The organism is Erwinia magellanica (genome assembly GCF_039023495.1).
Lineage (GTDB): Bacteria > Pseudomonadota > Gammaproteobacteria > Enterobacterales > Enterobacteriaceae > Erwinia.
Map to the genome: position 1 here is coordinate 1070433 of NZ_JBCHVC010000001.1, position 24655 is coordinate 1095087.

At 54.5% G+C, this 24655-nt stretch carries 24 protein-coding genes; 16 read left to right on the forward strand and 8 right to left on the reverse strand.

What is annotated here, in order from left to right:
* The first annotated feature begins 56 nt into the window (after positions 1-56).
* From AAH450_RS04930 to AAH450_RS04955, 6 genes are read left to right on the forward strand one after another with little or no spacing between them, the layout of a single operon-like run.
* Positions 57-1370, forward strand: coding sequence for an LLM class flavin-dependent oxidoreductase (locus tag AAH450_RS04930; RefSeq protein ID WP_342909175.1), 1314 nt, complete (start codon positions 57-59; stop codon positions 1368-1370).
* 9 nt (positions 1371-1379) lie between these two features.
* Positions 1380-2321, forward strand: coding sequence for an ABC transporter substrate-binding protein (locus AAH450_RS04935; protein WP_342909176.1), 942 nt, complete (start codon positions 1380-1382; stop codon positions 2319-2321).
* A 9-nt stretch (positions 2322-2330) separates the two neighbouring features.
* Positions 2331-2855: a GNAT family N-acetyltransferase gene (locus AAH450_RS04940; RefSeq protein ID WP_342909177.1), complete on the forward strand. Its 525-nt coding sequence runs from the start codon at positions 2331-2333 to the stop codon at positions 2853-2855.
* The gene (locus tag AAH450_RS04945; RefSeq protein WP_342909178.1) at positions 2852-3778 is read left to right on the forward strand and encodes an amino acid ABC transporter permease; all 927 of its coding nucleotides are present in this window, start codon (positions 2852-2854) and stop codon (positions 3776-3778) included. Before AAH450_RS04940 ends, AAH450_RS04945 begins: the two co-directional genes overlap by 4 nt.
* Positions 3762-4556, forward strand: a complete 795-nt coding sequence (locus tag AAH450_RS04950) for an amino acid ABC transporter ATP-binding protein (RefSeq protein ID WP_342909179.1) — start codon at positions 3762-3764, stop codon at positions 4554-4556. Before AAH450_RS04945 ends, AAH450_RS04950 begins: the two co-directional genes overlap by 17 nt.
* A gap of 10 nt (positions 4557-4566) precedes the next feature.
* On the forward strand, positions 4567-5508 hold the full coding sequence (locus AAH450_RS04955; RefSeq protein WP_463322709.1) for an ABC transporter substrate-binding protein: 942 nt from the start codon (positions 4567-4569) through the stop codon (positions 5506-5508).
* A 96-nt stretch (positions 5509-5604) separates the two neighbouring features.
* Here AAH450_RS04955 and AAH450_RS04960 read toward each other — a convergent pair whose 3' ends face one another.
* The 5 genes from AAH450_RS04960 to AAH450_RS04980 all read right to left on the reverse strand — a co-directional run bounded on the left by AAH450_RS04960 (position 5605) and on the right by AAH450_RS04980 (position 12512).
* Positions 5605-6552, reverse strand: coding sequence for a cytochrome d ubiquinol oxidase subunit II (locus AAH450_RS04960; protein WP_342909180.1), 948 nt, complete (start codon positions 6550-6552; stop codon positions 5605-5607).
* Positions 6545-7894 (reverse strand): cytochrome ubiquinol oxidase subunit I, encoded by a 1350-nt coding sequence (locus AAH450_RS04965; protein ID WP_342909181.1) that lies wholly within the window; start codon positions 7892-7894, stop codon positions 6545-6547. Before AAH450_RS04965 ends, AAH450_RS04960 begins: the two co-directional genes overlap by 8 nt.
* Positions 7887-8369, reverse strand: coding sequence for a helical membrane plugin domain-containing protein (locus AAH450_RS04970; RefSeq protein ID WP_342909182.1), 483 nt, complete (start codon positions 8367-8369; stop codon positions 7887-7889). Before AAH450_RS04970 ends, AAH450_RS04965 begins: the two co-directional genes overlap by 8 nt.
* Positions 8369-11338, reverse strand: a complete 2970-nt coding sequence (fdhF, locus tag AAH450_RS04975; protein WP_342909183.1) for a formate dehydrogenase subunit alpha — start codon at positions 11336-11338, stop codon at positions 8369-8371. Before fdhF ends, AAH450_RS04970 begins: the two co-directional genes overlap by 1 nt.
* 223 nt (positions 11339-11561) lie before the next feature.
* Complete coding sequence (locus AAH450_RS04980) at positions 11562-12512, reverse strand: sugar-binding transcriptional regulator (RefSeq protein ID WP_342909184.1); 951 nt, start codon at positions 12510-12512, stop codon at positions 11562-11564.
* 201 nt (positions 12513-12713) lie between these two features.
* Between AAH450_RS04980 and AAH450_RS04985 the strand changes: the two genes are divergently transcribed.
* The 7 genes from AAH450_RS04985 to AAH450_RS05015 all read left to right on the forward strand — a co-directional run bounded on the left by AAH450_RS04985 (position 12714) and on the right by AAH450_RS05015 (position 19865).
* The gene (locus AAH450_RS04985) at positions 12714-13652 is read left to right on the forward strand and encodes a D-ribose ABC transporter substrate-binding protein (protein WP_342909185.1); all 939 of its coding nucleotides are present in this window, start codon (positions 12714-12716) and stop codon (positions 13650-13652) included.
* 15 nt (positions 13653-13667) lie between these two features.
* Entirely contained in the window at positions 13668-14279 is a 612-nt protein-coding gene (locus AAH450_RS04990; protein ID WP_342909186.1) for a DUF2291 family protein, read from the forward strand.
* Complete coding sequence (locus AAH450_RS04995; RefSeq protein ID WP_342909187.1) at positions 14279-15799, forward strand: sugar ABC transporter ATP-binding protein; 1521 nt, start codon at positions 14279-14281, stop codon at positions 15797-15799. The genes AAH450_RS04990 and AAH450_RS04995 overlap by 1 nt, the downstream gene beginning before the upstream one ends.
* A 1-nt stretch (position 15800) precedes the next feature.
* Positions 15801-16910, forward strand: a complete 1110-nt coding sequence (locus tag AAH450_RS05000; protein ID WP_342909188.1) for an ABC transporter permease — start codon at positions 15801-15803, stop codon at positions 16908-16910.
* A gap of 76 nt (positions 16911-16986) precedes the next feature.
* Complete coding sequence (locus AAH450_RS05005; protein ID WP_342909189.1) at positions 16987-17817, forward strand: transketolase; 831 nt, start codon at positions 16987-16989, stop codon at positions 17815-17817.
* Entirely contained in the window at positions 17810-18775 is a 966-nt protein-coding gene (locus tag AAH450_RS05010) for a transketolase family protein (RefSeq protein ID WP_342909190.1), read from the forward strand. The genes AAH450_RS05005 and AAH450_RS05010 overlap by 8 nt, the downstream gene beginning before the upstream one ends.
* A gap of 91 nt (positions 18776-18866) precedes the next feature.
* Positions 18867-19865, forward strand: coding sequence for a sugar phosphate isomerase/epimerase family protein (locus tag AAH450_RS05015; RefSeq protein WP_318791705.1), 999 nt, complete (start codon positions 18867-18869; stop codon positions 19863-19865).
* A gap of 62 nt (positions 19866-19927) precedes the next feature.
* Here AAH450_RS05015 and AAH450_RS05020 read toward each other — a convergent pair whose 3' ends face one another.
* Positions 19928-20299 (reverse strand): gamma-glutamylcyclotransferase family protein, encoded by a 372-nt coding sequence (locus AAH450_RS05020; RefSeq protein ID WP_342909191.1) that lies wholly within the window; start codon positions 20297-20299, stop codon positions 19928-19930.
* Positions 20300-20430: 131 nt separating this feature from the next.
* Here AAH450_RS05020 and AAH450_RS05025 point away from each other — a divergent pair, with 131 nt between their 5' ends.
* A complete protein-coding gene (locus tag AAH450_RS05025; protein ID WP_342909192.1) occupies positions 20431-21036 on the forward strand; it encodes a TetR/AcrR family transcriptional regulator in 606 nt (201 codons plus the stop codon).
* 253 nt (positions 21037-21289) lie between these two features.
* The gene (locus AAH450_RS05030; RefSeq protein WP_342909193.1) at positions 21290-22030 is read left to right on the forward strand and encodes an NADPH-dependent oxidoreductase; all 741 of its coding nucleotides are present in this window, start codon (positions 21290-21292) and stop codon (positions 22028-22030) included.
* A gap of 140 nt (positions 22031-22170) precedes the next feature.
* On the opposite strand, the gene AAH450_RS05035 is transcribed toward AAH450_RS05030, so the two are convergent.
* Both AAH450_RS05035 and AAH450_RS05040 read right to left on the reverse strand, forming a co-directional pair.
* Positions 22171-23457, reverse strand: a complete 1287-nt coding sequence (locus tag AAH450_RS05035) for a methyl-accepting chemotaxis protein (RefSeq protein WP_342909194.1) — start codon at positions 23455-23457, stop codon at positions 22171-22173.
* Positions 23458-23769: 312 nt separating this feature from the next.
* Positions 23770-23919, reverse strand: coding sequence for a hypothetical protein (locus tag AAH450_RS05040; RefSeq protein WP_342909195.1), 150 nt, complete (start codon positions 23917-23919; stop codon positions 23770-23772).
* Positions 23920-23955: 36 nt separating this feature from the next.
* Between AAH450_RS05040 and AAH450_RS05045 the strand changes: the two genes are divergently transcribed.
* Positions 23956-24645: an aspartate/glutamate racemase family protein gene (locus tag AAH450_RS05045; protein WP_342909196.1), complete on the forward strand. Its 690-nt coding sequence runs from the start codon at positions 23956-23958 to the stop codon at positions 24643-24645.
* The last annotated feature ends 10 nt before the right edge of the window (positions 24646-24655 follow it).

Sequence of the window (24655 nt, forward strand, 5' to 3'; positions counted from 1 at the left end):
GGCGCAGATCGATTCGATCCCGCCAGGCTTTTCACCGCCTGCAAAGAGAGAACATCATGACCAAAAGAGAGCTTCGACTGGGCACCATTTTACATGGGGCTTCGGGGAATATGTCTGCCTGGCGCCATCCGGCTGCCCAGGCGGATGCCAGCATCAACATTGAATTTGCCAAACGCATTGCCCGCAAAGCCGAGCAGGGAAAGCTCGACTTCCTGTTTATCGCTGACGGGCTTTATATCAACGAAAAGTCGATTCCCCATTTTTTAAACCGTTTTGAACCGCTCACGTTGTTATCGGCACTGGCTGGCGTTACCGAGCATCTGGGGCTGGTTGGCACGGTATCCACCTCCTACAGCGAACCTTTCACGGTTGCCAGGCAATTTGCCAGCCTTGATCACCTTAGCGGTGGCCGTGCCGGATGGAACGTGGTGACCTCACCGCTGGAAGGATCGGCGAAGAACTTCTCGCGTCAGCAGCATCCCGAACATGCATTACGCTATCGCATTGCCGATGAATATTTGCAGGTAGTGAAAGGGCTTTGGGATTCCTGGGAAGAGGGTGCCTTTATCCGCAATAAACAAAGCGGCCAGTTTTATGATCCCGAAAAGCTGCATACGTTAAATCACCACGGCGATTTCTTCCAGGTTCAGGGGCCGTTGAACATCTCCCGTACGCCTCAGGGAAGGCCAATTATCTTTCAGGCCGGGGCATCTGAACCCGGTAAAAAACTGGCTGCACAGCATGCGGATGCCATTTTTACCCATCAGCCAACCCGCGAAGAAGCCCAGGCTTTTTACCGTGACGTTAAGCAGCAGCTGACGGCGGCAGGCCGGAAGCCTGAAGATCTGCACATCTTCCAGGGCGTGAGCGTGATAGTGGGTGATGATGCGGACCACGTAGAGCAGCAGTATCAGACGACTGCTGCGCTGGTTTCCATTGAGGATGCGCTGAACTATCTGGGGCGCTATTTCGATCACCACGACTTTTCCCGGTATCCGCTGGACGATCCTTTCCCTGAACTTGGTGCTATCGGACAAAACAGCTTCCGCAGCACCACCGATGAGATCAAACAGAAAGCCCGCGAGAAAGGGCACACTCTGCGCCAGGCGGCGCTGGAGGCCGCAACGCCGCGCCCGCTGTTCCACGGCACGGCAGAGGAGGTCGCGGATGGGCTGCAACTCTGGTTTGAAACTCACGCTGCCGATGGCTTCATCATCAATGGCGGGACTCCGGATACTTTTGAACGCTTTGTTGACACTGTTATTCCCGTTTTGCAGGCGCGTGGTCTGTCACGGCGGGATTACCCCGGCAGCACACTGCGTGAAAACCTTGGGCTTAACCTGCCCGTAAACCAGTTCACTCAAGAGTAAGAGCGCGCTATGCAGAATAAGAAAACAGTTGTCGCCCTGTTACTGATCGCCCTGAGCGGAAGCACGGCAGCCGCAGAGACGGATGTTGCCTACAACGGTCAGCATGTCAGCCTGGAAGCAAACAAAACGCCGGTGAATACCGCAAGAAATCCTCAGGCGGTTGCCAGCCTGCCGCAGGGGTTTCACTTTGCCGTGCCGGGTTCATTCACCGTGGCCGTGGCCGCGCAGAATTCCCCGCCCTTAACGGTCTTTGCGGATGACAATAAAACCCTGCTGGGCAGCGAGGTGGATATCGCCCGTCTGGTGGCAGAGAGTCTGGGACTCAGGCTCAACGTGGTGCCTACCTCCTGGGAGGATTGGCCGCTGGGCGTCGCCTCCGGCAAATATGATGCCGCGATCACCAATATTACGGTGACCAAAGATCGCAAAGAGAAATTTGATTTTGCCACCTACCGCAAAGATTCCCTCGGCTTCTATGTGAAAAACAGCAGTCCCATTAAGTCGCTGAGCAAAGCGGAGGATATTGCCGGATTACGCATTATCGTCGGTTCCGGGACTAATCAGGAAGCGATCCTTCTGGCGTGGGATAAGGAAAACCAGAGCAAAGGGCTGAAGCCGTTCACGCCTGTCTATTCCAAAGATGATGCTGCGCAAACGCTGGCGTTGCAGTCTGGCCGGGCCGACGCTTATTTCGGGCCTAACGTTATTGGCGCATGGAAAGCCGCCTTGAAGGGGCAAACGCGGCTGGTGGGCAGCGTGGATGGTGGCTGGCCAAAAGCGGCGCACATTGCGGTTACCCTGAAAAAAGGCAGCGGGCTGGCCGAGCCGGTGAGCATCGCGCTGAATGGCGTGATAGCCAATGGTGACTATCTGAAGGTGCTGAACCGCTGGGGTGAGGGCGTAGAACGTATTGAGCGCTCTGAGATCAATCCGCCAGGTTTGGGTGATTAAGGAGGCATTATGAGCCAACAACTGTTTCGTGAAGTGTCGCCAGAAGCGCCAGAACTGCAACCCATTCTGAGCGGATTGTTTGGCGAGTATGCCCAGCGCTACGGTGACTATTTTTCCTCTAAGCAGGAAGTGGAGCAGACCGAGTGGTATCTGCCGCCTCAGGGGCTGTTTCTGGTGCTGGAACAGGACAATGAAATTATCGCCATGGGCGCTTATAAGCCTTTTGACAGTGAAACTGCTGAGATGAAACGCATCTGGACACGGAGCGATCTGCGCCGTCAGGGGCTGGCACTGGTGGTGTTAAACGAGCTGGAAAGGCGGGCCAGACGGGCCGGTTATCGCAAAGCTTTTCTGACCACCGGCTTTCGCCAGCCGGAAGCGGTGCGGCTCTATGCGGGACACGGTTATCTGCCGCTGTTTGATCTCAGCGGCGATCTCGAGCGTTACGGCCAGCCGCCACACGATGGCCGCTTGCGCTTCACCAAAGTGATTAACGTTTTCAGTAATGAAAAATCAGCGGAGGAGAGGGTATGAAAGAGCCGGGTCAGCTGGAGGTTGTTCCGGCACGTTATCCTGCGCGGCTGACAGGCGCGCTGATCGCCCTGTTTATCCTCGCAGGCGTAGTGCAGTCCGTTGCATTTAATCCGCGATGGGAATGGGGGGTGTTTGCACGCTGGTTTTTTGATCCGGTCATCCTGCATGGACTGGGGCAGACGCTGCTGCTGACCCTGCTGGGCGCTGTTTTCAGCCTGTTACTGGGCGGCGTGCTGGCGCTGGCCAGGCTCTCCTCCTCCTGGCTGCTCAGCAGCCTGGCCTGGGGCTACATCTGGCTGTTCAGGTCGCTGCCGCTGATTGTGGTGCTGATCATCCTCTATAACTTCTCCTATCTGTATGAAACCCTGTCAGTTGGCGTGCCGTTCACCACGCTTTCGTGGGGCCATTTCCAGACTATTAATGTACTGGGTCAGTTTCAGGCTGCGGTCATTGGGCTGACGCTGGTCCAGGCGGCCTACAGCGCGGAGATCATCCGTGGCGGCATTCTGGGCGTCGACCACGGACAGTTTGAGGCCGCTTCAGCGCTGGGCTTATCCGCCAGCCGCCGGACGTTCAGCATTATTCTTCCGCAGGCGTTGCGGGCCATTGTCCCGACAGCCTTCAATGAAATTATCAGTCTTGCCAAAGGCACCTCGGTGGTTTACGTGCTGGCGATGCCTGAACTCTTCTACACCATCCAGATGATATACAACCGCAATCAGGAAGTGATCCCACTGCTGATGGTCGGTGCGGCCTGGTATCTGATTATTACTACCGTACTCTCAGCTATCCAGCACAGCGTTGAACGCTGGCTGGCCCGCAGCGTCAGCCGTGAACCATTGCCGTCACGCTGGCGTCAGTGGCGCAAAGCGGCCACGCCACTTATCTCAACAGAGGAGACCGCGCATGTCAGAGGCCATTGATTACCGCCATGCCCACGCTACCGGCGCTATCAGCATTACCGGCGTCAGCAAAAGTTTTGGCAAACATAAGGCGCTTGATAACGTTTCGCTGGAGCTGGCTCCCGGTTCGGTGACAGTGATCCTGGGGCCTTCTGGCTCGGGGAAATCGACGCTGCTGCGTACGCTGAATCATCTGGAGCGGGTGGATCAGGGGTTGATCCAGATAGACGGAGATTACATTGGGTATCAGCGGCGCGGTGACAAACTTTATGAGCTGAAAGAGAAAGCTATTCTTCGCCAGCGCATCAACGTGGGTTATGTGTTTCAGAACTTCAACCTCTTTCCCCATATGACGGTGCTGGATAACCTGATAACCGCGCCCGTTGCGCATCGTCAGCTCTCAAAAAGTGACGCCGTCACAAAAGCGGGCGAGCTTCTGGAGATCATTGGCCTGCGGCACAAGGCAGATGCCTGGCCGCGCCATCTTTCCGGCGGCCAGCAGCAGCGCATCGCTATTGCCAGAGCGCTGATGCTTAACCCGCGAGTGATGCTGTTTGATGAACCCACTTCGGCGCTTGATCCTGAACTGGTCAGTGAAGTGCTGGATGTGATCAAAAAGCTTGCCCGTTCCGGTACAACGCTGGTGATTGTGACTCACGAAATTGGTTTTGCCAGGGAGGTGGCAGACAATATTGTGTTTATGGATGAGGGGAAAATAGTGGAAAAAGGGAGTGTACATCAGGTTCTTTCGCAACCGCGCCATGAACGTACACGACGCTTTCTGGCGAGGGTGCTCTGATATGGCTGCCATGCTAACTCTGGTTACAATGCCTGTCAGCAAAGGGATGGGGAATTTATCCGTCACGCTGGCTCTTCTTCTTTTATCGGGCAGCCTGAGCGTTCAGGCTGCTGCCAGGCTCAATGCTGCTGACAATGAAACGCCCATTCATGCTCCCGCCAATGCGGAAGCTGTCAGGAAAATTCCCGCTGGTTTTCATTTTATCGAACCGGGGACGCTGACGGTGGCCACCTCTGCCACTAACTCACCGCCGCTGGCTTTACTGGGTTCGGATAACGTGACGCGGACAGGCAGCGATCCCGATATTGCCCGTCTGCTGGCCGATAGCCTGGGGCTGAAACTCAAACTGGTGCCCGCCTCCTGGGAGGAGTGGCCTTTAGGGATCAGCGCGGGCCGCTACGATGTCGCTATGTTTAATATTGCCGTCACCGAAGAGCGTAAAAAAAAGTTCGATTTTGCGACTTACCGCGCCGACAACCACGCCTTTTCTGTAAAAAAAGAGAGCCCGGTAACCTCCATTAACTCTCCGGCAGAGATTGCCGGAAAGCGCATTATTGTCGCCTCCGGCACCAATCAGGAGCGCATCCTGCTGAGCTGGGATCAGCAGAACAGGGCAAAAGGATTGCCGCCTGTGCAGCCGGTTTATCTGATGGATGATGCTTCCGCTACCTTGTATCTGCTTTCCGGGCGGGCGGATGCCCTGTTTGGCCCTCACTCCATAGCCGCCTGGAAAGTGGCTTCCCGTGGGCAGACAAGGCTGGTGGGCCAGGGGCCTTTCCGCGCCTGGGTTGCGGTGACCACGAAAAAAGGCAACGGGCTGGCAGAGGCGTTACAGACGGCGCTGAATGGCGTTATCACCGGCGGTGAGTATGCAAAAGTGCTTCAACGCTGGGGTGAGCAGGATGAAGCCGTCACCCGCTCAGTTGTGAATCCGCCTGGGATTGTTTATTAGAGCAGGGCAGATCGCTATATTGGGGCCATCTGTGGCGTAATTAACGGCTAACGTTCTGAACTCCCGGCAGGTTTAACGGCCTGCCGGAAAGGGCACCTAGCTGACTTTTCCGCGCAAGACCCAAAATGCCCAACTGTTATAGATTAACGTAATGGGGATCGCCAGGGCTGTGCCGCCCAGCACAAAGGCGCGGGTGGCTTCCGGGGCAGCCGCATCCTGTAGGCTGAGCACGTCGGGGATCAGCCAGGGATAGACGGTGCGCAGCGTCAGCGCGATCAGACTGGTGACCATCAGCAGTGCTGCGACCAGCGGCAGCAGTCGCACCTGACTACGCAGAGCCAGGGGGACCAGAAGCGCAAACAGCGTACCGGCAGCTAACATCAGCCTGGCGCCAGGCAGCGCCATGATTGTGGGTAACCGTTGCTGTTGCAGCAGCAACAGCGCTATCACCAGCAGAACGGTCAGCGCTAAAAAAGGAACGGCTAAACGGCAGGCTTGCCGGGCTGGCTGGCCCTCTGTACGCCAGTGGACCCAGCAACAGCCCAGCAAAAGATAGCCCGCTATGGTGGCTGCGCCAAAAAGCACGCTGAAGGGAGAGAAAACGGCCAGCACGGAGTCCAGCGGTTTACCGGCCACTATGCTGCCAGCCAGCAAGCCCTGAATAAAAGCTACGATGGCTGAGGCGGTAATACATACCCTGTCCAGCAGAAACTTAACCTTCACAGAAGCATCCCGCCGGTACTCAATACCCACCGCCCGGAAAATCAGCGCCAGCAGCATGATAATTATCCAGGGATAGAAACCGGTCAGCAGCGTACCATAAGCGGCCGGGAACAGGGCAAGCATGCCGCCTCCCAGCAAGACCAGCCAGGTTTCGTTCGCATCCCAGACCGGAAGAATAGTGGCAATCAGCTTATGCCTCTCCTGCGTTTCAGGAAAAAAGGCCAGCAGCATGCCTACGCCTAAATCGGTTCCGTCCAGCAGCACATACATCAGTAGCGTAAAGGCGAGGACGCCTGCGGCCAACATCACTGAATCAAACATGGGTTTTCACCTGCTGTTCACTGCCATGGGTGGAGACATAGCGCAGAAAATAGTAAAGCCCGGCGAAAAAGGCGATGGCATAAACCACCAGGATTGCCACGCCTGAAGCAATAATCCAGTTCGCGGGATGGGCAGAAACACTCTCTTCCGTTCGCAGATGTCCCCAGACGGTCCAGGGCTGACGCCCGGTTTCCGTCACCACCCAGCCTGCCAGCATGGCTATAAAACCGGCCGGCGCCATCAGGGTCATCCATTTCAGCAGCGCTTTCGACTCATACAGACGCCGACGAAGCCGGAGATATAACGCCGTCCCGCTAAGAGTCAGCATCATTATTCCCATCCCCACCATCAACCGGAAACCGAAAAATACCGGTATGACCGGCGGGATGTCACTGGGCGGAAATTCACTAAGGCTTTTGATATGGCTGGAAAGGTCGTGCTTAAGATAGAGCGAGGCTATCTGAGGTATCGCCACCTCGGCGTGGTTACGCTGTTCCTGCTGATCCGGCAGGGCAAACAGACGCAGGGGTTCGCCCACGCCAGGCGGGGGGCTTTGCCAGCCTCCCTCCATCGCGGCCACTTTTTGCGGCTGATATTTAAGGGTGTTTTCGCCGTGCAGGTCGCCCACCACAATCTGTACCGGCATCAACACAACAGCCAGCCACATGGAGGAGGAGACCATGAGTTTCGCCGCTGGGATGTTTAACCCTCTCAGCAGACGCCAGGCCCCCACGCCACCCACCATAAAAGCCGTTGCCAGCAGGGCGGCGATAACCATATGCGTCAGACGCCAGGGCAACGAGGGGGAACGGATAATGCTCCACCAGTTATCAGGCCGGAAATGGCCCGCCGCATCTATGCTGAACCCGGTGGGCGTCTGCATCCAGGAGTTGGCCGCCAGGATCCAGAACGCACTGATAAACGCACCGATCGCAACCAGCAGCGTGACGCAGAAGTGCAGCTTCGGGCCAATTTTGTTCAGGCCGAAGATCATCACCCCGGCCAGTGCGGATTCCATAAAAAAGGCCACCAGAACTTCATAAAACATCAGCGGGCCAACAACAGCCCCCGCTTTGGCGGAGAGCGGCCCCCAGTTGGCACCAAACTGAAACTCCATCAGCACGCCGGTCACGGCGCCTACCACAATCGTAAGAGCAAAGACTTTTAACCAGAAGGTATAGGCCTCGAAATAGCGTTTCTCCTTGCGAATAAGCCAGACTGCCTCCAGAAAGGCCAGAAAAGAGGCCAGCCCGAGTGCAAAAGAGGCCAGGATGATATGCAGGCCAATGGTCACGGCAAATTGCCACCGTGAGAGCAGTAGCGAGAGTGCGACATCAGACATGGCTTTTTTTACCGGAGTAACGGGTGATCGGTTTCTCCGGCGGCTTTTCCATTGAGGCCGCAAAAGCACGGAATCCTTTCAGTAACGGCGAAATACCCTGCCAGACCTCATCATCCCGCAACAGCCTGATCACCCCTTTTATCCCCGGCGCGCCCTGTTTTTCAACATTTCCGGACTCCTGGCTCAGGGCATTGGCGGCATCGGTGATGGCCATCAGTAACTGATTAAAGCGTTCGGGCGGCACGCGTGAGAGAGCCATCAGCAGCAGCGAGATATTCTGAATCGCCGTCAGAGAACCGGGTCTGTTTACCCCCTCTACCAACACTTTTGCTATATCGGTATTGGCGCAGACAATATCGTTGGCCAGGCGTAAAAAACCGTGCTGATGCAGATTCTCAATCAGCTTATCGAGTGACTCTCTCGCATTAGGTTCTGTGCGGGTTGGAGGAACCTCATACTTCATACGTTCAGCCATTAAAACTTCTCCGGGTGTTCGGTGTGTTCAGGGGGAAGGGTGTAACCCTCCTGCTGCCATTTCTCTTCAATGGGGAGATGGACAAGGGGTGTCCGATCGCCATAACGGAAGTTTTCACGCGGAAGCGGGCTTCGGTTCATCGAATGGTCGAGCTTGCGCAGTGAAATGGCTATCTCTTTATAGGCGGGGGTATTCACATCCGGATCGTGATGTTCGCCAGTCAGGCCGTTAACACCGGGTTTACCATGATGGATAGGGATAAACAGCACGTTTCCCTGTACACGATCGGTGATCAGCACCGGAACCTCTAACGAGCCTCTGCGGGAGGTGAGGGAAACCCAGTCGCCTTCACTCAATCCCCGCTCTTTTGCCAGTTCCGGGCTGACTTCCACATACCATTCAGGGGAGAGGGAGAGCAGTCTGCCGCCACGACCACTCTGATTGGTGGACTGGAAATGCTCCAGCATCCGGCCATTGTTCAGTAACAGATCGTACTGCTCATCGGGGCTTTCTGCCGGTGGTTGCCACTGAAGGGGGTAAAGTTTTGCTTTACCGTCAGGGAATTTAAACTTATCCGTATAGAGCTGCGGCGTATCGCTGCCGTCGGCGTTGACCGGCCACTGCTGCGACTGCCATCCGCTAAGACGGTCATAACTCACGCCGGCAAACATCTCGGCAATGCCTGCCACCTCAGCCATGATTTGTGAAGGATGGGTGTAATACCAGGGATGGCCCAGATGGGAAGCGAGATCGGTCAGGATCTGCCAGTCTGGTAGGCTTTGCCCCAGCGGCGGCATCACTTCATAAAAACGCTGGATGCGCCGTTCCGTATTCACAAAAGTGCCCTCTTTTTCCACGCTCGGGCAGCCGGGGAGCACTACGTCAGCGAACTCTGCCGTACGGCTCATAAAGATATCCTGCACCACCATAAATTCCAGCCCGCTGAAGGCCTGATGAACGTTGGAGGAGTCAGCATCGGAGAAGGCGGTCTCTTCCCCGATAACATACATCGCTTTCAGTTTACCGGCATGAGCCTCCTGCACCATCTTGAAGTTATCTGCTCCAGCCTCTGCGGAGAGTTTCTCCGGGTCCACACCCCAGGCTTTGGCCCATTTTTCACGCATGGCCGGGTCAGTCACTTTTTCATAACCGGGATAAATGTTGCTCAGGCAGCCGAAGTCACTGGCACCCTGGACGTTGTTGTGTCCACGCATCGGGTAACCCCCCGTGCCCGGACGACCATAATTCCCGGTCACCAGCAACAGGTTAGAGAGGGCGGTACTGGTATCGGCACCGTGGCTGTGCTGGGTTATCCCCATTGCCCACAGGATGCAGACGCTCTCCGCCTGGCCAATCATCTCGCCTGCCGCCGCCAGTTGTTCCACGCCCAGTCCGGTCAGCTCACTGGCATACTCGAGGCTGAAAGGGCTGAGCGAGGCAAGATAGTTATCTCTGTCGTTAACTTTCTCCGCCAGAAACGCTTCATCAGCATAGCCGTGCTCAAACATGTAGCGTGACATGGCGGAAGCCCAGGCGAGATCGCTGCCTGGTTTGATGCGCAGATAGCAGTCCGCCCGGTCAGCCATCTCATGCCGACGGGGATCCACTACCAGTAATTTTTGCCCCTGATACTTATGCGCATGCTTGATACGTGCGGCGATCACCGGATGGTTTTCTGAGAGATTGCTGCCCACAATCACGATCAGCGAGGCTTTCTGCAAATCCTCAATACTGCCCGCATCGCCGCCGTAACCTACCGTACGGAACAGGCCTTCTGTTGCCGGGTTCTGGCAGTAGCGGGAAGAGTTATCGACATTATTGGTACCAAAGATCAGGCGGGCTATTTTTTGCGTCAGGTAGGCTTCTTCATTACTGGCTTTGCTGGATCCGATAAAGCCGATGCTGTCACCTCCATGCTTTGCAGCCACACCTCTGAGCTTTTGCGCGACGGTTGCCAGCGCCTCTTCCCAGCTGGCCGGACGGAAGCGGCCATTTTCGCGGATTAACGGGGTGGTCAGACGCTCTTTGCTGTTGACAAAATCCCAGGCGAATTTTCCCTTAATACAGGTAGAAATGCCGTTGGCGGGCGCGTCTGCCACCGGCTGCACCTTAAGAATGTGCCGGTCTCTGGTCCACATTTCGAAGCTGCATCCCACGCCGCAGTAGGTACAAACGGTCTTGGTTTTTTTGATCTCATGCTGGCGCATCGCCATATCCATCACCGAAATGCCGGTAATGGGTTCCATCCCGATGCTGTTTTCCAGGGATTTAACGAAATCGATCATCGGTCTTTTGAGATCTGTCGGCATGTCGGTTAACGGCCCTGCGTCCGGCTGCATGGTTTTCTCCAGCAGGGCGTTACAGGGACAGACGGTGACGCAATGCCCACAGCTGACGCAGCTTGAACCGGCAATTTGTTCTCCGCCGTCCCACAGCACTCGCGGATGGTCGCTGTTGTAATCAATAGAGAGCGTCTCGTTAACCTGCACGCTCTGGCACGCCTCCACGCAGCGCCCGCACAAAATGCACTGGTCGGGATCGTAAGTATAAAAAGGGTTGCTGTGATCTTTATCCGACGGCTTGCGTTCGTAAGGATAATATTGAATGGGAATATGCATATCGGCGACGGTGTTGTGCAGCGTACAGTCACCGGTGTTATGTTCGCATACCGTACAGTAAAGCTCATGCCGGTTAAGGATCCTGTCCATTCCCTCCTGCTGGGCCGCCTTAGCTGAGGTACCGGTACTGGTTATCTCCATGCCTTCAGCAGAGCGGAGCGTACAGCCCCGAACCAGCTCGCCGTTGTGCTTTACCCAGCAGACATCACAGGATTGCAAAGGAGGGAGCGAAGGGTGGTAACAAACATGGGGAAGCGTCTTACCCTGGGCGGTCAGAAAATCGATAAGGGGCTGATCTGCTTTGCCGGTCAGGGCCTCACCATCAAAAAGAAGGGTGCAGTAATCTGTCATTATGGCTTTCTCTTTTCCACGACACTGAAAATTGCCTCCTGCAACCGAGCCTGTCCCTGGATGTTTTGTAAAGTTTCGTGGTTAAAGCCTGGTAGCTTTCTGAAGATTTGTCACGGCAGCGGCAGAAATCGGGGCTGAAGGTACAGGGGAAAAGACAGGCAGGGGGAATAAGAGGGCGGAAAAACAGACCCGGACGGCGGCCGGGCCTTTGACCAGCAGAGAATTACTCCTCCAGCAGCTTTCGTGCAGTAGGATAATCCACAATCAGCACGTTGATATAGTGCCCCACCAGCGCGCCACGTATGGCGCTGGCCTTGCTGATGCCGCCAGCCAGCGCCACCACCTGGGGGCAGGCGCGGGCCTGTGCCAGCTCCATACCGATCACCGGATCTTCATCGGCGCTGAGCACTGGTTTGCCGCTGGCGTCGTAATAGTGCAGACAGATATCGCCCACAGCCCCGCGTGAAGCCAGCGTCCTGAGCATCTCCTCATCGTAATAGTTACCGGAGCTTTTCAACTGCTGCGAAGGCTCCAGTTCACCAATACCTACAATGGCAACATCAACCTCGCCAAATTTACTGACCACTTCTGCAACTTCGGCATTGGTTGAAAGACGCAGACGTTCTTCAACCGAGCGCTCAATACTTTGCGAGGGGAGCAGCCAGGCTTTACAGCTCATATAGGCAGCCAGCGTTTGTGTGAGAATGGTGGCCTGCACATTGCCGTTAGCCCCGACGCCGCCTAACAGCTGGATCACGCCACGAGCCTTAACGCTTTGCGGATGCAGGGCGTCCACCATGGCGCGAATGGTATCGCTCCAGGAAGAGATGCCTACAAGATCGTTAGCGCGGATGCGCGTTTCCATGTAATGCGCGGCCGCAGAGCCTATCGCATAGCGGATCTGAGCCGGTGTCGCCTCTTCAGCGGCATCCACCACTATTGCCTGTTTCAGGCCATATTTTTTCTCAAGACTTTTTTCGATGGCGGGAAAAATATTGCCGGGCGGAATAACGCTAATCTTCACCACGCCTTCGTTCAGGCAGCGCACCAGCATGCGTGAAACAAAGGACTGGGATAACCCCAGGGTTTTAGCGATATCAGACTGCTTCATTCCCTCGGTGTAATAAAGAGTGGCAATTTTTACCATCAGGCGCTGCTCATCCTGTTTAGACATCGTTTCTTCCTGGTTTTGCTCTGTCGATTTTCCTGAAAGTCATAAAAATGACGCCCCACGCCCATTTCTGATCAAATCCCTTAGCGAGCTGTGATCCTGTTCGCTTTTCTGCACACTTTATCTGGCAGGGAAACCCAGTGTAAACCATATTGAATGAATAATAAATCACGATTGAATATATATTCATAACGGAGATAATAAATGAAACGTACCCTGCTCACCGGTTTACTCTTATCCACCATGACCCTTTCTGCCGCTGCCCTGGCTGCCGAAAAAGGGTTGATCGTCATTATCACCCCTTCACACGATAACCCTTTCTTTAAAGCGGAAGCCGATGGCGCGGAGCAAAAAGCGAAAGCGCTTGGCTACGCCACGCTGGTAGCCTCCCATGATGATGACGTTAACAAGCAGAATCAGCTGATCGAAACGGCTATTGCCCGCAAGGCAAAGGTTATTGTGCTGGATAACGCAGGCGCAGATGCCACCGTCGGCCCGGTGCAGAAGGCGAAAGATGCCGGTATTCCCACTTTTCTGATCGACCGTGAAATTAACAAACCGGGGATTGCCGTGGCCCAGATTGTTTCTAACAACTATCAGGGCGCGCAGTTAGGAGCAGAGAAATTTGCCAAACTGCTGAACGGAAAAGGTGAATATGTCGAGCTGCTGGGTAAAGAGTCCGATACCAACGCCGGGGTTCGCTCTCAGGGCTATCACGATGTGCTGGATGATTATACCGATATGAAAATGGTGGCGCAGCAAAGCGCTAACTGGAGCCAGACCGAAGCCTTCAGCCGCATGGAAACCATTCTGCAAAAAAATCCCAATATTGTCGGCGTGATCTCCGGTAACGACACCATGGCGCTGGGCGCTGAAGCGGCGCTTAAAGCGGCCGGTAAGAAGAATGTGATTGTGGTTGGCTTTGACGGCAGCGATTACGTGCGGGACTCCATCATCAACAAAGGCAATATCAAAGCCACCGTTCTGCAACCAGGCTGGGCACAGGCGCAGATGGCTATTGAGCAGGCAGACTACTACCTGACCCACGGTAAGGCGCAAAAGGAAGAGAAGCAGCTGATGGACTGCACGCTGATAGATGAATCCAACGCCAGCAAACTGAAATTGTTCAATCTCGCACCGTAAGTCGGGGAACCCACAATGCTGACTAAACGTGCCCGTTGCGGGCTGCTGTTCGCCGCCACGCTGCTGTTAAGCGCCTGTACCGTGGTCGATCTTGATGCCAGCGGGCAACCGATAATTCCCAAAGATCCTTCGGTGAAGCAGGGCTATCGGGATCAGACGGCGCAGCAGATAGCGGAAGCCACCTGGCAGAGCAGAGTGCTGGCCGAAGCCGACAGCCACGCCCTGAGCTGGGCCGATATGAAAGTGCGTAGCAGTACCGTTAAAGCGGGCACCAGTGACAGCCTGTTCGTTCGCGCTACAGGAACGGTCACGGCAGTGAGTGCGGCCAGCGAGCGGGAGCGCATTGTGACCGTGACCCTGAACGGGGAAGCGGTACCTGTGGCTGTCGGCCCGGTTATTCGTAGCAACGCGATACGCGATGCCGCGGGCTTCCGGTTTGAAGAGTTCACTAACCAGGTTCAGTACGCTCAGCTTACCAGAGCGCTGAACCGCCATGCGGTAAAACAGCTGCCGCCGGTTGATGAGAGTTGGGTTGGCAAGCAGGTGCAGCTGCTGCTTGCCGTCACGTTACAGACCAACAAGGTGCAGGACGTGGTCGCCGTTTCCCTGAAACAGGAGCAGCCATAATGACGCAGACCGACCCGATTATTATGCAGACCCGAGGCGTATCGATGCTGTTTCCCGGCACGCTGGCGCTGGACAACATCGACTACGATGTCTGGCGCGGTAAGGTGAATGTGATTATTGGTGAAAATGGCGCCGGTAAATCCACGCTGATGAAAATTCTTGCTGGCGTGCAGCAACCTACCAGCGGAGAGATCCGGCTTAACGGCGAATTGATAACCCTTAACAGTACCCGGGAGGCGGCACGGCACGGTATTGGTATGGTGCATCAGGAGCTGAACTTGTTTGAAAACCTCTCGGTCGCAGAAAATATTTTTCTGGGGCGTGAGCTTCAGCATGGTCTGAAGCCGATTGACGAAAAAACACAGGAGGCGCGTACCGCCGAGCTGATGCGGCGTCTGGATCAGGCTATTTCGCCCCGTGAGCAGGTCGCTAATCTCAAGGTAGGACAACAGCAGCTGGTGGAGATTGCCAAAGCGCTGGCAGAAAACACCGATATTCTGATCCTCGATGAACCCACCTCAGCATTAAGTAAAACGGAAGTGGAGATCCTGTTCCGGGTGATCCGCGAGCTGACGCGCCAGGGGGTGACGATTATCTATATTTCCCACCGGCTGGAGGAGTTGATGGCCATCGGGGATGTGATAACGATCCTGCGGGATGGACGTTTTCAGGCACAGGCAGAGGTCAGCGACATTGACGTACCCTGGATTGTGCGTGAAATGCTGGGGAGTGAACCCGTCACCAGTTTTCTCTCGCCGGGAAGGGAATTTGGCGTACCGGTTCTGGAGGCGGAAAAAATCACCTGCGTTGGCCCGGCGGGCATTGCGGTGGTGGATGACGTCTCCTTTACCGTGCACGCAGGGGAAATTGTCGGCATATATGGCCTGATGGGAGCGGGGCGTACCGAGCTGTTTGAGTGTTTGCTCGGCACGCAGCGTAACTATCTCGGCAAGCTGTGGCTTGACAGCAAACCGGTGCCGCAGCGGCTGGAGCCTGCGGAGCGCATCCGGATGGGAATGAGCCTGGTGCCGGAAGATCGCAAACGTACCGGCATCTTCCCGGTCTCCTCGGTGGCCAGCAATCTGACCATTGGCAGTTTGTGGCAGCGCCTTGAATACCGGTTTGCTATTTCCCGGCGGCAGGAACAGGCGGTCGTAAAGGATACCGTCAGCAACTTGTCGATCAAAATATCTTCTCCGGAAGTCACTATTAATGCCCTTAGCGGCGGGAATCAACAGAAGGTGGTAATTGGACGCTCGCTGCTGACCAATCCCCGTCTGCTGCTGCTGGATGAACCGAGCAGGGGGATCGACGTGGGGGCAAAAGCGGATGTGTTCCGCATGATGGTCAGTCTGTCGGAACAGGGCATTGCCATTCTCTTTTCCACCTCCGATTTGAAAGAAATTATGGCGGTCTCGGATCGCATTCTGGTGATGTCCGGCGGGAAGCTCACCGCCGATATTCCTCGTGCGGCGGCAGAAGAGTCGGCGCTGGTAAAAGCAAGTGCTCAGGGGTTCTGACATGAAAAACAGCCACACGGCCGCGCTGAGCATCCCGCCGGTAAAAGCCTTTAATTCGCGGGAAAGCCTCATTCTGCTGCTGTTAAAAATGCGCACCTTTATTGCGCTGATCCTGATTGTGGGCTTCTTTGCTGTCACCGTGCCCGATTTTCTCGCGCTGGGCAGTATGGTGATCATGATTAAACACATCGCCATAAACGCCTTCCTGGCGCTGGGCATCACTTTTGTGATTATCACCGCCGGGATCGATCTCTCTATCGGTGCCACGCTGGGGCTGTGCGGCATGATTGCCGGCTGGCTGATTACCAAAGGTATTGTGCTGCCCATGTTTGGTATTGCGATCTTCCCAAGCGTTTGGGTGATTGTGCCGCTGGTTCTGCTGGTGGGGGCGCTGATAGGGGCCGGAAACGGCTGGATTATCACACGCTATAACGTGGCACCATTCATCTGCACGCTGGGCACCATGTATATTCTGCGCGGTGCAGCGATGCTGACTTCGGGAGGTGAAACGTTTCCGGGGCTACAGGGTAATCCGCAGTTAGGCAATACCGGGTTTGATGATATCGGCGCGGGCTATTTTCTTGGCCTGCCTTACGCCATCTGGATGATGATTGTGCTGGCACTGGTAATTGCCTATATCGCCAGACGTCTGCCGTTTGGCCGTCATGTTTACTCTATTGGCGACAACGAGCGTGCGGCGGAACTCTCTGGCGTAAGGGTGAAGCGGGTCAAAATCATGGTCTATGCCATCTCCGGTTTGTGTGCGGCGATCGCCGGGATTGTGGTTTCCTCACAGCTGGTGGCGAGCCACCCGGCGAACGGCACCTCATTTGAGATGAATGCCATTGCAGCGGTGGTGCTTGGCGGCACTTCACTGGCAGGCGGAAGGGGCACCATCCTGGGCACGCTGATTGGTGCCTTTGTGATCGGATTTCTGGCTGACGGACTCATTATGATGGGCGTCAGTGAGTTCTGGCAGATGGTGATCAAAGGTATCGTGATCATCATTGCCGTCATTATCGACCAGATGCAGAACCGCATGCAGCAGAAAGCTGCCGTGGTCGCGCAGAAGGCGCTGATAGAGGAAGGGGAAGCCAGCCGGCCTGGCTGAGAGGGGTGATCCCCCTCATTTTTTTAACCGCCATGAATATATATTCATTGGTAAATTAAAATTCAAAGGTGGCACGATGAACCCGTTCAATCTCTCTGTAGAACAACTGAACAGCAAAGCGCGGGCCGTGCGTCGGCGCATTATTCATCTTAATGCAGGCAGCCCCGCTGGTGGGCATACCGGCGCCGATCTCTCGCAAGTAGAGATCGTTACGGCCCTCTATTTCCGGCTGCTTAACTGCGCGCCGGACCGAACTGAAGACAGCACGCGGGATATCTATATCCAGTCCAAAGGCCATGCCGTTGGCGGTTATTACTGCGTGCTGGCTGAGGCCGGTTATTTTCCTGAAAGCTGGTTACCCACTTATCAGCATGCAGACTCTCATCTGCCGGGGCATCCGGTTAAACATAAAACCCCTGGCGTTGAACTGAATACGGGCGCGTTGGGCCACGGTCTGCCAGTAGCCGTAGGGATTGCGATTGCCGCTAAAAAAGAGGGCAGCTCACGCAAAGTATTTGTGGTCACCGGGGATGGTGAGCTGGCTGAGGGCAGTAACTGGGAAGCCGCGCTGGTTGCCGCACATTACGGCCTCGACAACCTGATAATTATTAATGACCGCAACAAACTCCAGCTTGCCGGGGCAACCAGCGAAATCATGAATACTGAACCGCTGGCGGAGAAGTGGCAGGCTTTTGGCCTTAACGTCACTGAATGTGCCGGTAACGACATGGCTTCTGTGGTCAGTACGCTGGAAAACCTGCCTGCTAACGGCAGGCCGAACGTGGTTATCGCCAACACCGAAAAAGGGTATGGCGTCTCATTTATTCAGAGCAAAGCTGAATGGCACCACCGCGTGCCCAAAGGCGAAGAAATTATGCTGGCACTGGAGGAGTTGAAAGATGAGTAATGCACAACATCTGGCCACGGTAATGGTGGATACGCTGATAGCCGCAGTAGAGCGTGGCCTCGACGTGGTGCCTGTGGTAGCAGACTCCACTTCAACCGCCAAAATCGCCCCGTTTATTAAGGCGTTTCCTAATCGGCTGGTGAATGTGGGGATTGCCGAGCAGGTTCTGGTCGGCACCGCCGCTGGCCTGGCGATTGGCGGCAAGATAGCGGTGACCTGTAACGCCGCGCCGTTTCTGGTTTCGCGCGCCAACGAGCAGGTGAAAGTCGATGTCTGCTACAACAACACTAACGTCAAACTTATTGGGCTGAATGCCGGGGCAAGCTACGGCCCGCTGGCGAGTACGCACCACAGCATTGACGACCTGGCCGTGATGCGCGGCTTTGGCAACATTCAGATCTTCGCCCCTTCCTGTCCGGTGGAGTGCCGTCAGATCATTGAGTATGCGCTTGATTACCAGGGGCCGGTTTATATCCGTCTTGATGGCAAAGCGCTGCCGCAGCTACACGACGAGCACTATCAGTTTGTGCCGGGCGCTATCGATCTGCTGAGCGAGGGAAGCGATATCACCCTGATCGCTACGGGTTCCACCGTCCATGAAATCGTGGACGCAGCAATCGCCCTGGCCGGACAGGGTATCTCCGCCGCCGTGATTTCTGTTCCCTCAATTCGTCCATGCGACACGCAGCAGCTGCTCAGTTTGTTGCAGCGTGCACCGGCTGTGATCAGCGTCGAAGAGCACAATATCAATGGCGGCGTGGGCAGCCTGGTTGCAGAAGTTCTGGCGGAGAACGGTTGTGCCATCCCGCTACTGCGCCTTGGAATTAAAGATGGCGATTATGCCATTGCGGCCGATCGCATTGAGATGCGCGCCCGTCATGAAATTGACGCCGAAGGCATTGTCCGCCACGCGCTCAGGATCTGTAAAGAGCAGGGCGATCGCGCCTCTCAGCAGTGAGGCACAGCGCCTGACCGCCGGTTAACCAGAATTTTCTAACTCACGCAGCCGCGTGCACATTTTATATGTCGATATGCATGGAGAAGAACAGATGACAGCTTATAACTATCCCAAATTCGGCGCAGGATTGTGGCATTTCGCCAACTATATCGACCGGTACGCGGTTGATGGCTACGGCCCGGCGTTAAGTACGCTGGAACAGATCCAGGAAGCGAAAAAGGTAGGGGATCTCTCTTATGTGGATATTCCCTATCCGTTTTCGCCGGGTGTCACCTTAAGCCAGGTAAAAGAAGCGCTGAAGGAGGCGGGATTGCAGGCCATTGGCATCACGCCAGAAATCTATCTGCGTAAGTGGTCACGCGGCGCTTTTACCAACCCCGATCCGGTGGCGCGTGCAGAGGCGATGAAGCTGATGAATGAAGCCGCTGACGTGGTGCGCGAGCTGGGCGCCAGCTATGTAAAAGTGTGGCCGGGTCAGGATGGCTGGGATTATCCCTTCCAGGTGGATCATAAGCAGCTGTGGAAACTGGCAGTTGACGGTATGCGTGAGCTGGCAGCCGCTAACCCGGACGTGAAATTTGCTATTGAGTACAAGCCGCGTGAACCCAGGGTGAAAATGACCTGGGATTCAGCAGCCCGAACGCTGCTGGGCATTGAGGATATTGGCCTGGAAAATGTCGGCGTACTGCTCGACTTTGGTCATGCGCTGTTTGGCGGCGAATCCCCGGCGGATTCCGCTCAGCTGATTATCGATCGTGGCCGCCTGTTCGGCATGGACGTCAACGACAACCTTCGCAGCTGGGATGACGATCTGGTGGTCGGTACCGTGCATATGACCGAAATCTTTGAGTTCTTCTATGTGCTGAAGATTAACAACTGGGATGGCGTCTGGCAGCTGGATCAGTTCCCGTTCCGTGAAGATAACGTCGAGGCGGCACGGCTGTCGATTCGCTTCCTCAAGCATATCTATCGCGCCCTGGATAAGCTGGATATCCCGGCCTTGCAGGCTGCGCAGGAGCGCCAGGATGCTATGCAGGCGCAGCGGATCATTCAGAACGCGCTGCTCTCTTCTATTGAGGATGAGTCATAAACCGGCAATAACCTGTAAAAAAAGGATCTCAGGATCCTTTTTTTCTTTGCCATCTGAGAGGATTACAACGATTTTTCAACGATGGCTGCACCAGCAGGGCGCTCTTTAACCTGCGGCTGTAACTGGTAAATCCATGCCGTTATTTTTTGCTTATCGTTGGTAGTCACTTCAACCGGCACGCGGTCATAGCCCTCTTCAAACTCATCCAGCAGAGGCCAGTGAGCATCCAGTTTCTCCGAGATAAACAGAAAGCCATTCACCGCTGGCGCGTGCTCGTCGAGCACAATTCCCGGAAAGTCTGCGGCGGCACCCCAACCACGCTGGTAATAGAACCCCGCGACAGAGCCAGGGTGCCATTCCCCGCCTATCGCCTCCAGAATATGTGCATTAGAGCGGCCAGGGCAAAGCGTGCCATAGACAAACAGACGTTTCATTTTTTTCCTTTATTCAGCGCAGAAACAGGCAGCAGCTAAATTAGCTAAAAACTTTCAATGCGTTAATCAAATTATGCCTGCTATCGTAAAAAGATATAGACGGTCGGTCTAATTGGGCTTATCATAACCTTATGACAACTTCAACGCACTCTCACAGAAATGATGTCCGCGAGCATATCCTGGCGACAGGCCAGCGTATTATGGCCAGCAAGGGATATTCAGCGGTCGGCCTCAATGAAATTTTGAGTGATGCCGGCGTGCCAAAAGGCTCGTTTTATCATTACTTCGGTTCCAAAGATGCTTTTGGCGTGGCGATGCTGGAGAGTTATTTCGATGACTATCTGGCCGGGCTTGACGCAACGCTGAGCCTGCCCGACCGTACGATGGCGCAGCGGCTGATGCATTACTGGCAGCAGTGGCAGGAGACGCAATCTTTTCTGGATTGTCAGGGCAAATGCCTGGCAGTAAAGCTGGGTGCGGAAGTGGCCGACCTCTCTGAAAATATGCGGATGACGCTTAAAACCGGGACCACCGGCATTGTTCAGCGTCTTGGCAGGGCGATTGAATTGGGTCAGGAAGAAGGCTCACTCAGCATTGACGACAAGCCGGCAGTAGTAGCAGAGAGCCTTTATCAGCTCTGGCTGGGTGCCAGCGTGATGGTGAAGATTGTGCGCAATAAAAAACCCTTTGAGTCAGCGATGCAGCTGACCAGACAGAGTCTCCACCTGGCCCCTTAAACCGGGCGAAAATTAAAGCACCGGAAGGTGCTTTTTTTATGCCCGGGTCAGATGAACTCTGGATGGCAATGATGCGCAGAAAAGCTTTTTCGGGCGACACATGTTTCCTTTCTTAATTAGCAGCAACGCGGTTTAAATACAGCGATATTCACCTTCTTTCATCTGCGTACATTAAGCTCTTTTGCAGGGCAAATACGGTTAAGTTTAGCGGCGACGCTTTTGTTAATGTTGCTTTTTCAACTCAGGAGATAGTATGAATTCCATTATTAAAAATTTCACCAGCCATAAAAGTGAACGCAGCTTTAAAGAACAGCCAGTAGATGATGAGGTTTTAAACCGTATTATCAGCACGGCTTACCACGCGCCAACCTCTGTTAACTCGCAGCAGGTTTCGGTTATCGTGACGCGAAATGCAGAGAAACGGGCAAAAATTGCTGAAATTGCCGGGGGCCAGCCATGGATTGCTAAAGCGCCTGTCTTTATTACTTTTGTTCTGGATATGCATAAATCTTATACTGGCATGGCCGCTGTCAATCAAACTCAGATTGCGCATCAGAGTATTGAGAGCATTGTTTCCGGATCAACAGATGTGGGTATCGCTTTAGGTTCTGTGATGGCGGCAGCCCGCGCAGAAGGATTAGGCATTGTGCCAATTGGCGGTATTCGCCGCGATCCTCAGGCTTTAATTTCTCTGCTTGAATTGCCGGAACTCACCTTCCCGGTTGCGGGCGTGGTGATTGGTCATGTTGATCAACCTTCCCATATGAAACCACGTCTGCCCATGGAGACTTTCCGCCATGAAGAAGCCTACCGCAGCGCAGGCATGGAAGAGCAAATTGCCCGATATAATGATGTGATGGTTCAGCACTGGAAAGAAACAGGGCGCAGCGATGGCGAAAGCTGGAGTGAAAGCGTCAGCGGTTACTACAAGAACATCTATTTCCCTGAAGTCCTGCCCGCGCTGAAAAAACAGGGCTTCGGTACCGATAAGTAACCACCAAAACCTGAAACGTCGCTACGTGAATTCTGCGCAAAAGGCAGGGGAGTTACCCCCCAGAATTTACGTAGCAGCGCCTTTCTGAAGGCGCTTTTTCAGGATTTGCCGGCCGCTGTTGCTTTCGCCTCAGAGGATGCTCAGACATCCAGCCGATGAATTACACTTACGAACTGATGCACGCCGCTGTTAATTTCCCGCAGGCTGCGCGAGAGATCGCTGATTTTATCCTGCTCTGTCACCACAAATTTTTCTACCGCATCCAGCTGTTGGTACATCTGCTGGATCAGCGTGCTGTTAACCTCCACCACAGCCGTAATTTTTTGCGTGGCGCTTGCGGTTGAGGCTGCCAGACGGCGAACTTCAGCGGCCACCACGCTAAAACCACGTCCCGCTTCGCCCGCTCTGGCTGACTCGATGGCGGCGTTCAGTGCCAGAATGTTGGTTTGTGCAGCAATGACGTTGATGGTGTCGACCACCTCGCTGATGCTTTTTGCCGACGCATTCAGCTGCGCACCGATTTCGGTAGCCGCTTTCACCTGCAAGGCAACCAGGCCGGAATTACGCACCGTCTCATCCAGCACTTCGTTGGCGTTATGCGTTATTTGCGACGTTTCTTCCGAAGTTGTTACGGCGATATCCGCCACCCGTTTTGCCGCCTCAACCCTGGCAGTAATATCCGAGGCGATTTTGATGACCTTGCAGACTTTGCCGTCGGCGTCATAGACCGGGTTGTAACTCGCCTCAAGCCAGATGCGTTCGCCGCTTGCCGTTTTACGCTCAAAGCGGCCAACAGAGTGCTGCCCCCTGGCCATTTTCTGCCAGAAATCGGGGTTTTCCTTATAAAAACTGTCGAAGCAGAAAATTCGGTGATGCTGCCCCTCCAGATCAGATAATGCATATCCCATATGGGTAAGGAAGTTGCTGTTTGCCGTAATAATCTTGCCGTCAGTGGTAAATTCAATCACCGCCATAGAACGATCCAGCGCGGTGATCACAGCTTCTTTCTGCTCCAGCTGCTGATGACGCGCGGTAATATCCGTCGCCACTTTGATTATCTTGTAGACGTTGCCTTTATCATCGCTGACCGGAAAATAGGTAGCGCTGAGATAGAAGCGCTGTTGCTGTTTGCTGAAGCGTTCGAATATCCCGGTGATCGACTCGCCCGATGCTAAAGTCTGCCAGAAAGTGCTGTAACCTGTTGAGCGGCAATAATCTGGTTTGCAGAATATCCGGTGATGTTTTCCCTGGATCTCACTGAGTGAATATCCGGTCATCTCAAGAAACTGCTGATTGGCGCTGAGAATTTCTCCATCGGGCAAAAACTCAATCCATGCCACATGCTGTTTTATCGCATTGATGTCCTTAACAATGCCGTTACCTTTAGATAAGGGCAGAGAAATACCCGATTTTTTCACACCAAACATAGTAAACCTCAGGAAGTTTTTATTTATCTCAATGACTCGTGTGGGGGGCACGCGTAATGGTCACCTCTGTCACCAACGAGTTCTTCACGGCTGCGGGCCGCATAATTTTTCCCGGCGGGGCGCTTTATCATTCACCCTGATGGCTGAAAGACCGCGCCTCTTCGCGTACTGAAGTACGCAGGCTGAGATGTTGGCTCTGTAACTGGCCTGGTGTATAAATTGTGAAACGGCAGACTCGTTAAAGTCTCTTCTCAAATTGATATCGGCAGCGCCACAGAAAGTTTGAGGGGTAAGTGCAAAAGATGAGTGTGGCTACACAATAATGGCGGGTTGTTGCGTCTGTATCCCCCAGGCTTGCGGGAAGAAAAGGGGGCTGCCCGCTAACGCCAGCAGGAAGCATTTGAACTTGTACCAGAAACGTGGATAGTTGATAAGCTGCCTGAAGAACTCTTTGAGATTCATCTTCCGGATTATGCCCTGATAACAGAAGGAATAGCCATGCAGACGATTGGGATCCTGGGAGGCATGTCCGCAGCCTCTACGCAGATTTATTACCGACAGATGTGTGAACTGGTTCGTCAGCGAAAAGGCGGGCTACACTCACCTGAACTGCTGATCCGCTCACTTAACTTTGCCCGTATCGAACATTTACAGGCTAAAGGTCAATGGGATGAAGCGGGAACCATCCTGAATGATGAGGCGAGGGCGCTGGAACGCGGCGGCGCAGATTTTATCGTGCTGGCTACAAACACCATGCATAAACTGGCAGATCGGATGATGAATGGCGTCACCATTCCGCTGCTGCACATTGCGGATGCCACGGCTGGCCAGATTGTTAAAGCGGGCCTCAAAACACCAGGTTTGCTGGCAACAGCTTTTACGATGGAACAATCTTTCTACCTCGATCGCCTCCAGGCTGCTGCATTACAACCCCTGGTGCCAGATGAGGCCGATCGGGCGGCGGTGCATCGCATCATCTATGACGAGCTATGCCGGGAGATTATCACCTCAGAGAGTCGCAAGGTTTTTGAAGCTATAGCGCAGCGTTTAGTTGAAAAGGGCGCAGATTGCGTGATCCTCGGTTGTACAGAAGTTGGCATGTTACTTAATCAGGATAACGTTTCCGTACCTGTTTTCGATACCACGTTAATTCATTGTCAGGCAGCGATTGACAGGGCGTTAAGTTAATAATCACTTA

Excerpts from the sequence above, each read along its gene's own strand:
- AAH450_RS05025 (WP_342909192.1), top strand. The coding sequence starts at position 20,431 with ATGACAACTTCAACGCACTCTCACAGAAATGATGTCCGCGAGCATATC.
- AAH450_RS04990 (WP_342909186.1), top strand. The coding sequence starts at position 13,668 with ATGCTGACTAAACGTGCCCGTTGCGGGCTGCTGTTCGCCGCCACGCTG.
- AAH450_RS05000 (WP_342909188.1), top strand. The coding sequence starts at position 15,801 with ATGAAAAACAGCCACACGGCCGCGCTGAGCATCCCGCCGGTAAAAGCC.
- AAH450_RS05045 (WP_342909196.1), top strand. The coding sequence starts at position 23,956 with ATGCAGACGATTGGGATCCTGGGAGGCATGTCCGCAGCCTCTACGCAG.
- AAH450_RS04980 (WP_342909184.1), bottom strand. The coding sequence starts at position 12,512 with ATGTCTAAACAGGATGAGCAGCGCCTGATGGTAAAAATTGCCACTCTT.
- AAH450_RS05005 (WP_342909189.1), top strand. The coding sequence starts at position 16,987 with ATGAACCCGTTCAATCTCTCTGTAGAACAACTGAACAGCAAAGCGCGG.
- AAH450_RS04970 (WP_342909182.1), bottom strand. The coding sequence starts at position 8,369 with ATGGCTGAACGTATGAAGTATGAGGTTCCTCCAACCCGCACAGAACCT.
- AAH450_RS05015 (WP_318791705.1), top strand. The coding sequence starts at position 18,867 with ATGACAGCTTATAACTATCCCAAATTCGGCGCAGGATTGTGGCATTTC.
- AAH450_RS04965 (WP_342909181.1), bottom strand. The coding sequence starts at position 7,894 with ATGTCTGATGTCGCACTCTCGCTACTGCTCTCACGGTGGCAATTTGCC.
- AAH450_RS04960 (WP_342909180.1), bottom strand. The coding sequence starts at position 6,552 with ATGTTTGATTCAGTGATGTTGGCCGCAGGCGTCCTCGCCTTTACGCTA.
- AAH450_RS04955 (WP_463322709.1), top strand. The coding sequence starts at position 4,567 with ATGCTAACTCTGGTTACAATGCCTGTCAGCAAAGGGATGGGGAATTTA.
- AAH450_RS04935 (WP_342909176.1), top strand. The coding sequence starts at position 1,380 with ATGCAGAATAAGAAAACAGTTGTCGCCCTGTTACTGATCGCCCTGAGC.
- AAH450_RS05040 (WP_342909195.1), bottom strand. The coding sequence starts at position 23,919 with ATGAATCTCAAAGAGTTCTTCAGGCAGCTTATCAACTATCCACGTTTC.
- AAH450_RS04940 (WP_342909177.1), top strand. The coding sequence starts at position 2,331 with ATGAGCCAACAACTGTTTCGTGAAGTGTCGCCAGAAGCGCCAGAACTG.
- AAH450_RS04985 (WP_342909185.1), top strand. The coding sequence starts at position 12,714 with ATGAAACGTACCCTGCTCACCGGTTTACTCTTATCCACCATGACCCTT.
- AAH450_RS04945 (WP_342909178.1), top strand. The coding sequence starts at position 2,852 with ATGAAAGAGCCGGGTCAGCTGGAGGTTGTTCCGGCACGTTATCCTGCG.
- AAH450_RS05010 (WP_342909190.1), top strand. The coding sequence starts at position 17,810 with ATGAGTAATGCACAACATCTGGCCACGGTAATGGTGGATACGCTGATA.
- AAH450_RS05030 (WP_342909193.1), top strand. The coding sequence starts at position 21,290 with ATGAATTCCATTATTAAAAATTTCACCAGCCATAAAAGTGAACGCAGC.
- AAH450_RS04995 (WP_342909187.1), top strand. The coding sequence starts at position 14,279 with ATGACGCAGACCGACCCGATTATTATGCAGACCCGAGGCGTATCGATG.
- AAH450_RS05035 (WP_342909194.1), bottom strand. The coding sequence starts at position 23,457 with ATGTTTGGTGTGAAAAAATCGGGTATTTCTCTGCCCTTATCTAAAGGT.
- AAH450_RS04950 (WP_342909179.1), top strand. The coding sequence starts at position 3,762 with ATGTCAGAGGCCATTGATTACCGCCATGCCCACGCTACCGGCGCTATC.
- AAH450_RS04930 (WP_342909175.1), top strand. The coding sequence starts at position 57 with ATGACCAAAAGAGAGCTTCGACTGGGCACCATTTTACATGGGGCTTCG.
- fdhF (WP_342909183.1), bottom strand. The coding sequence starts at position 11,338 with ATGACAGATTACTGCACCCTTCTTTTTGATGGTGAGGCCCTGACCGGC.
- AAH450_RS05020 (WP_342909191.1), bottom strand. The coding sequence starts at position 20,299 with ATGAAACGTCTGTTTGTCTATGGCACGCTTTGCCCTGGCCGCTCTAAT.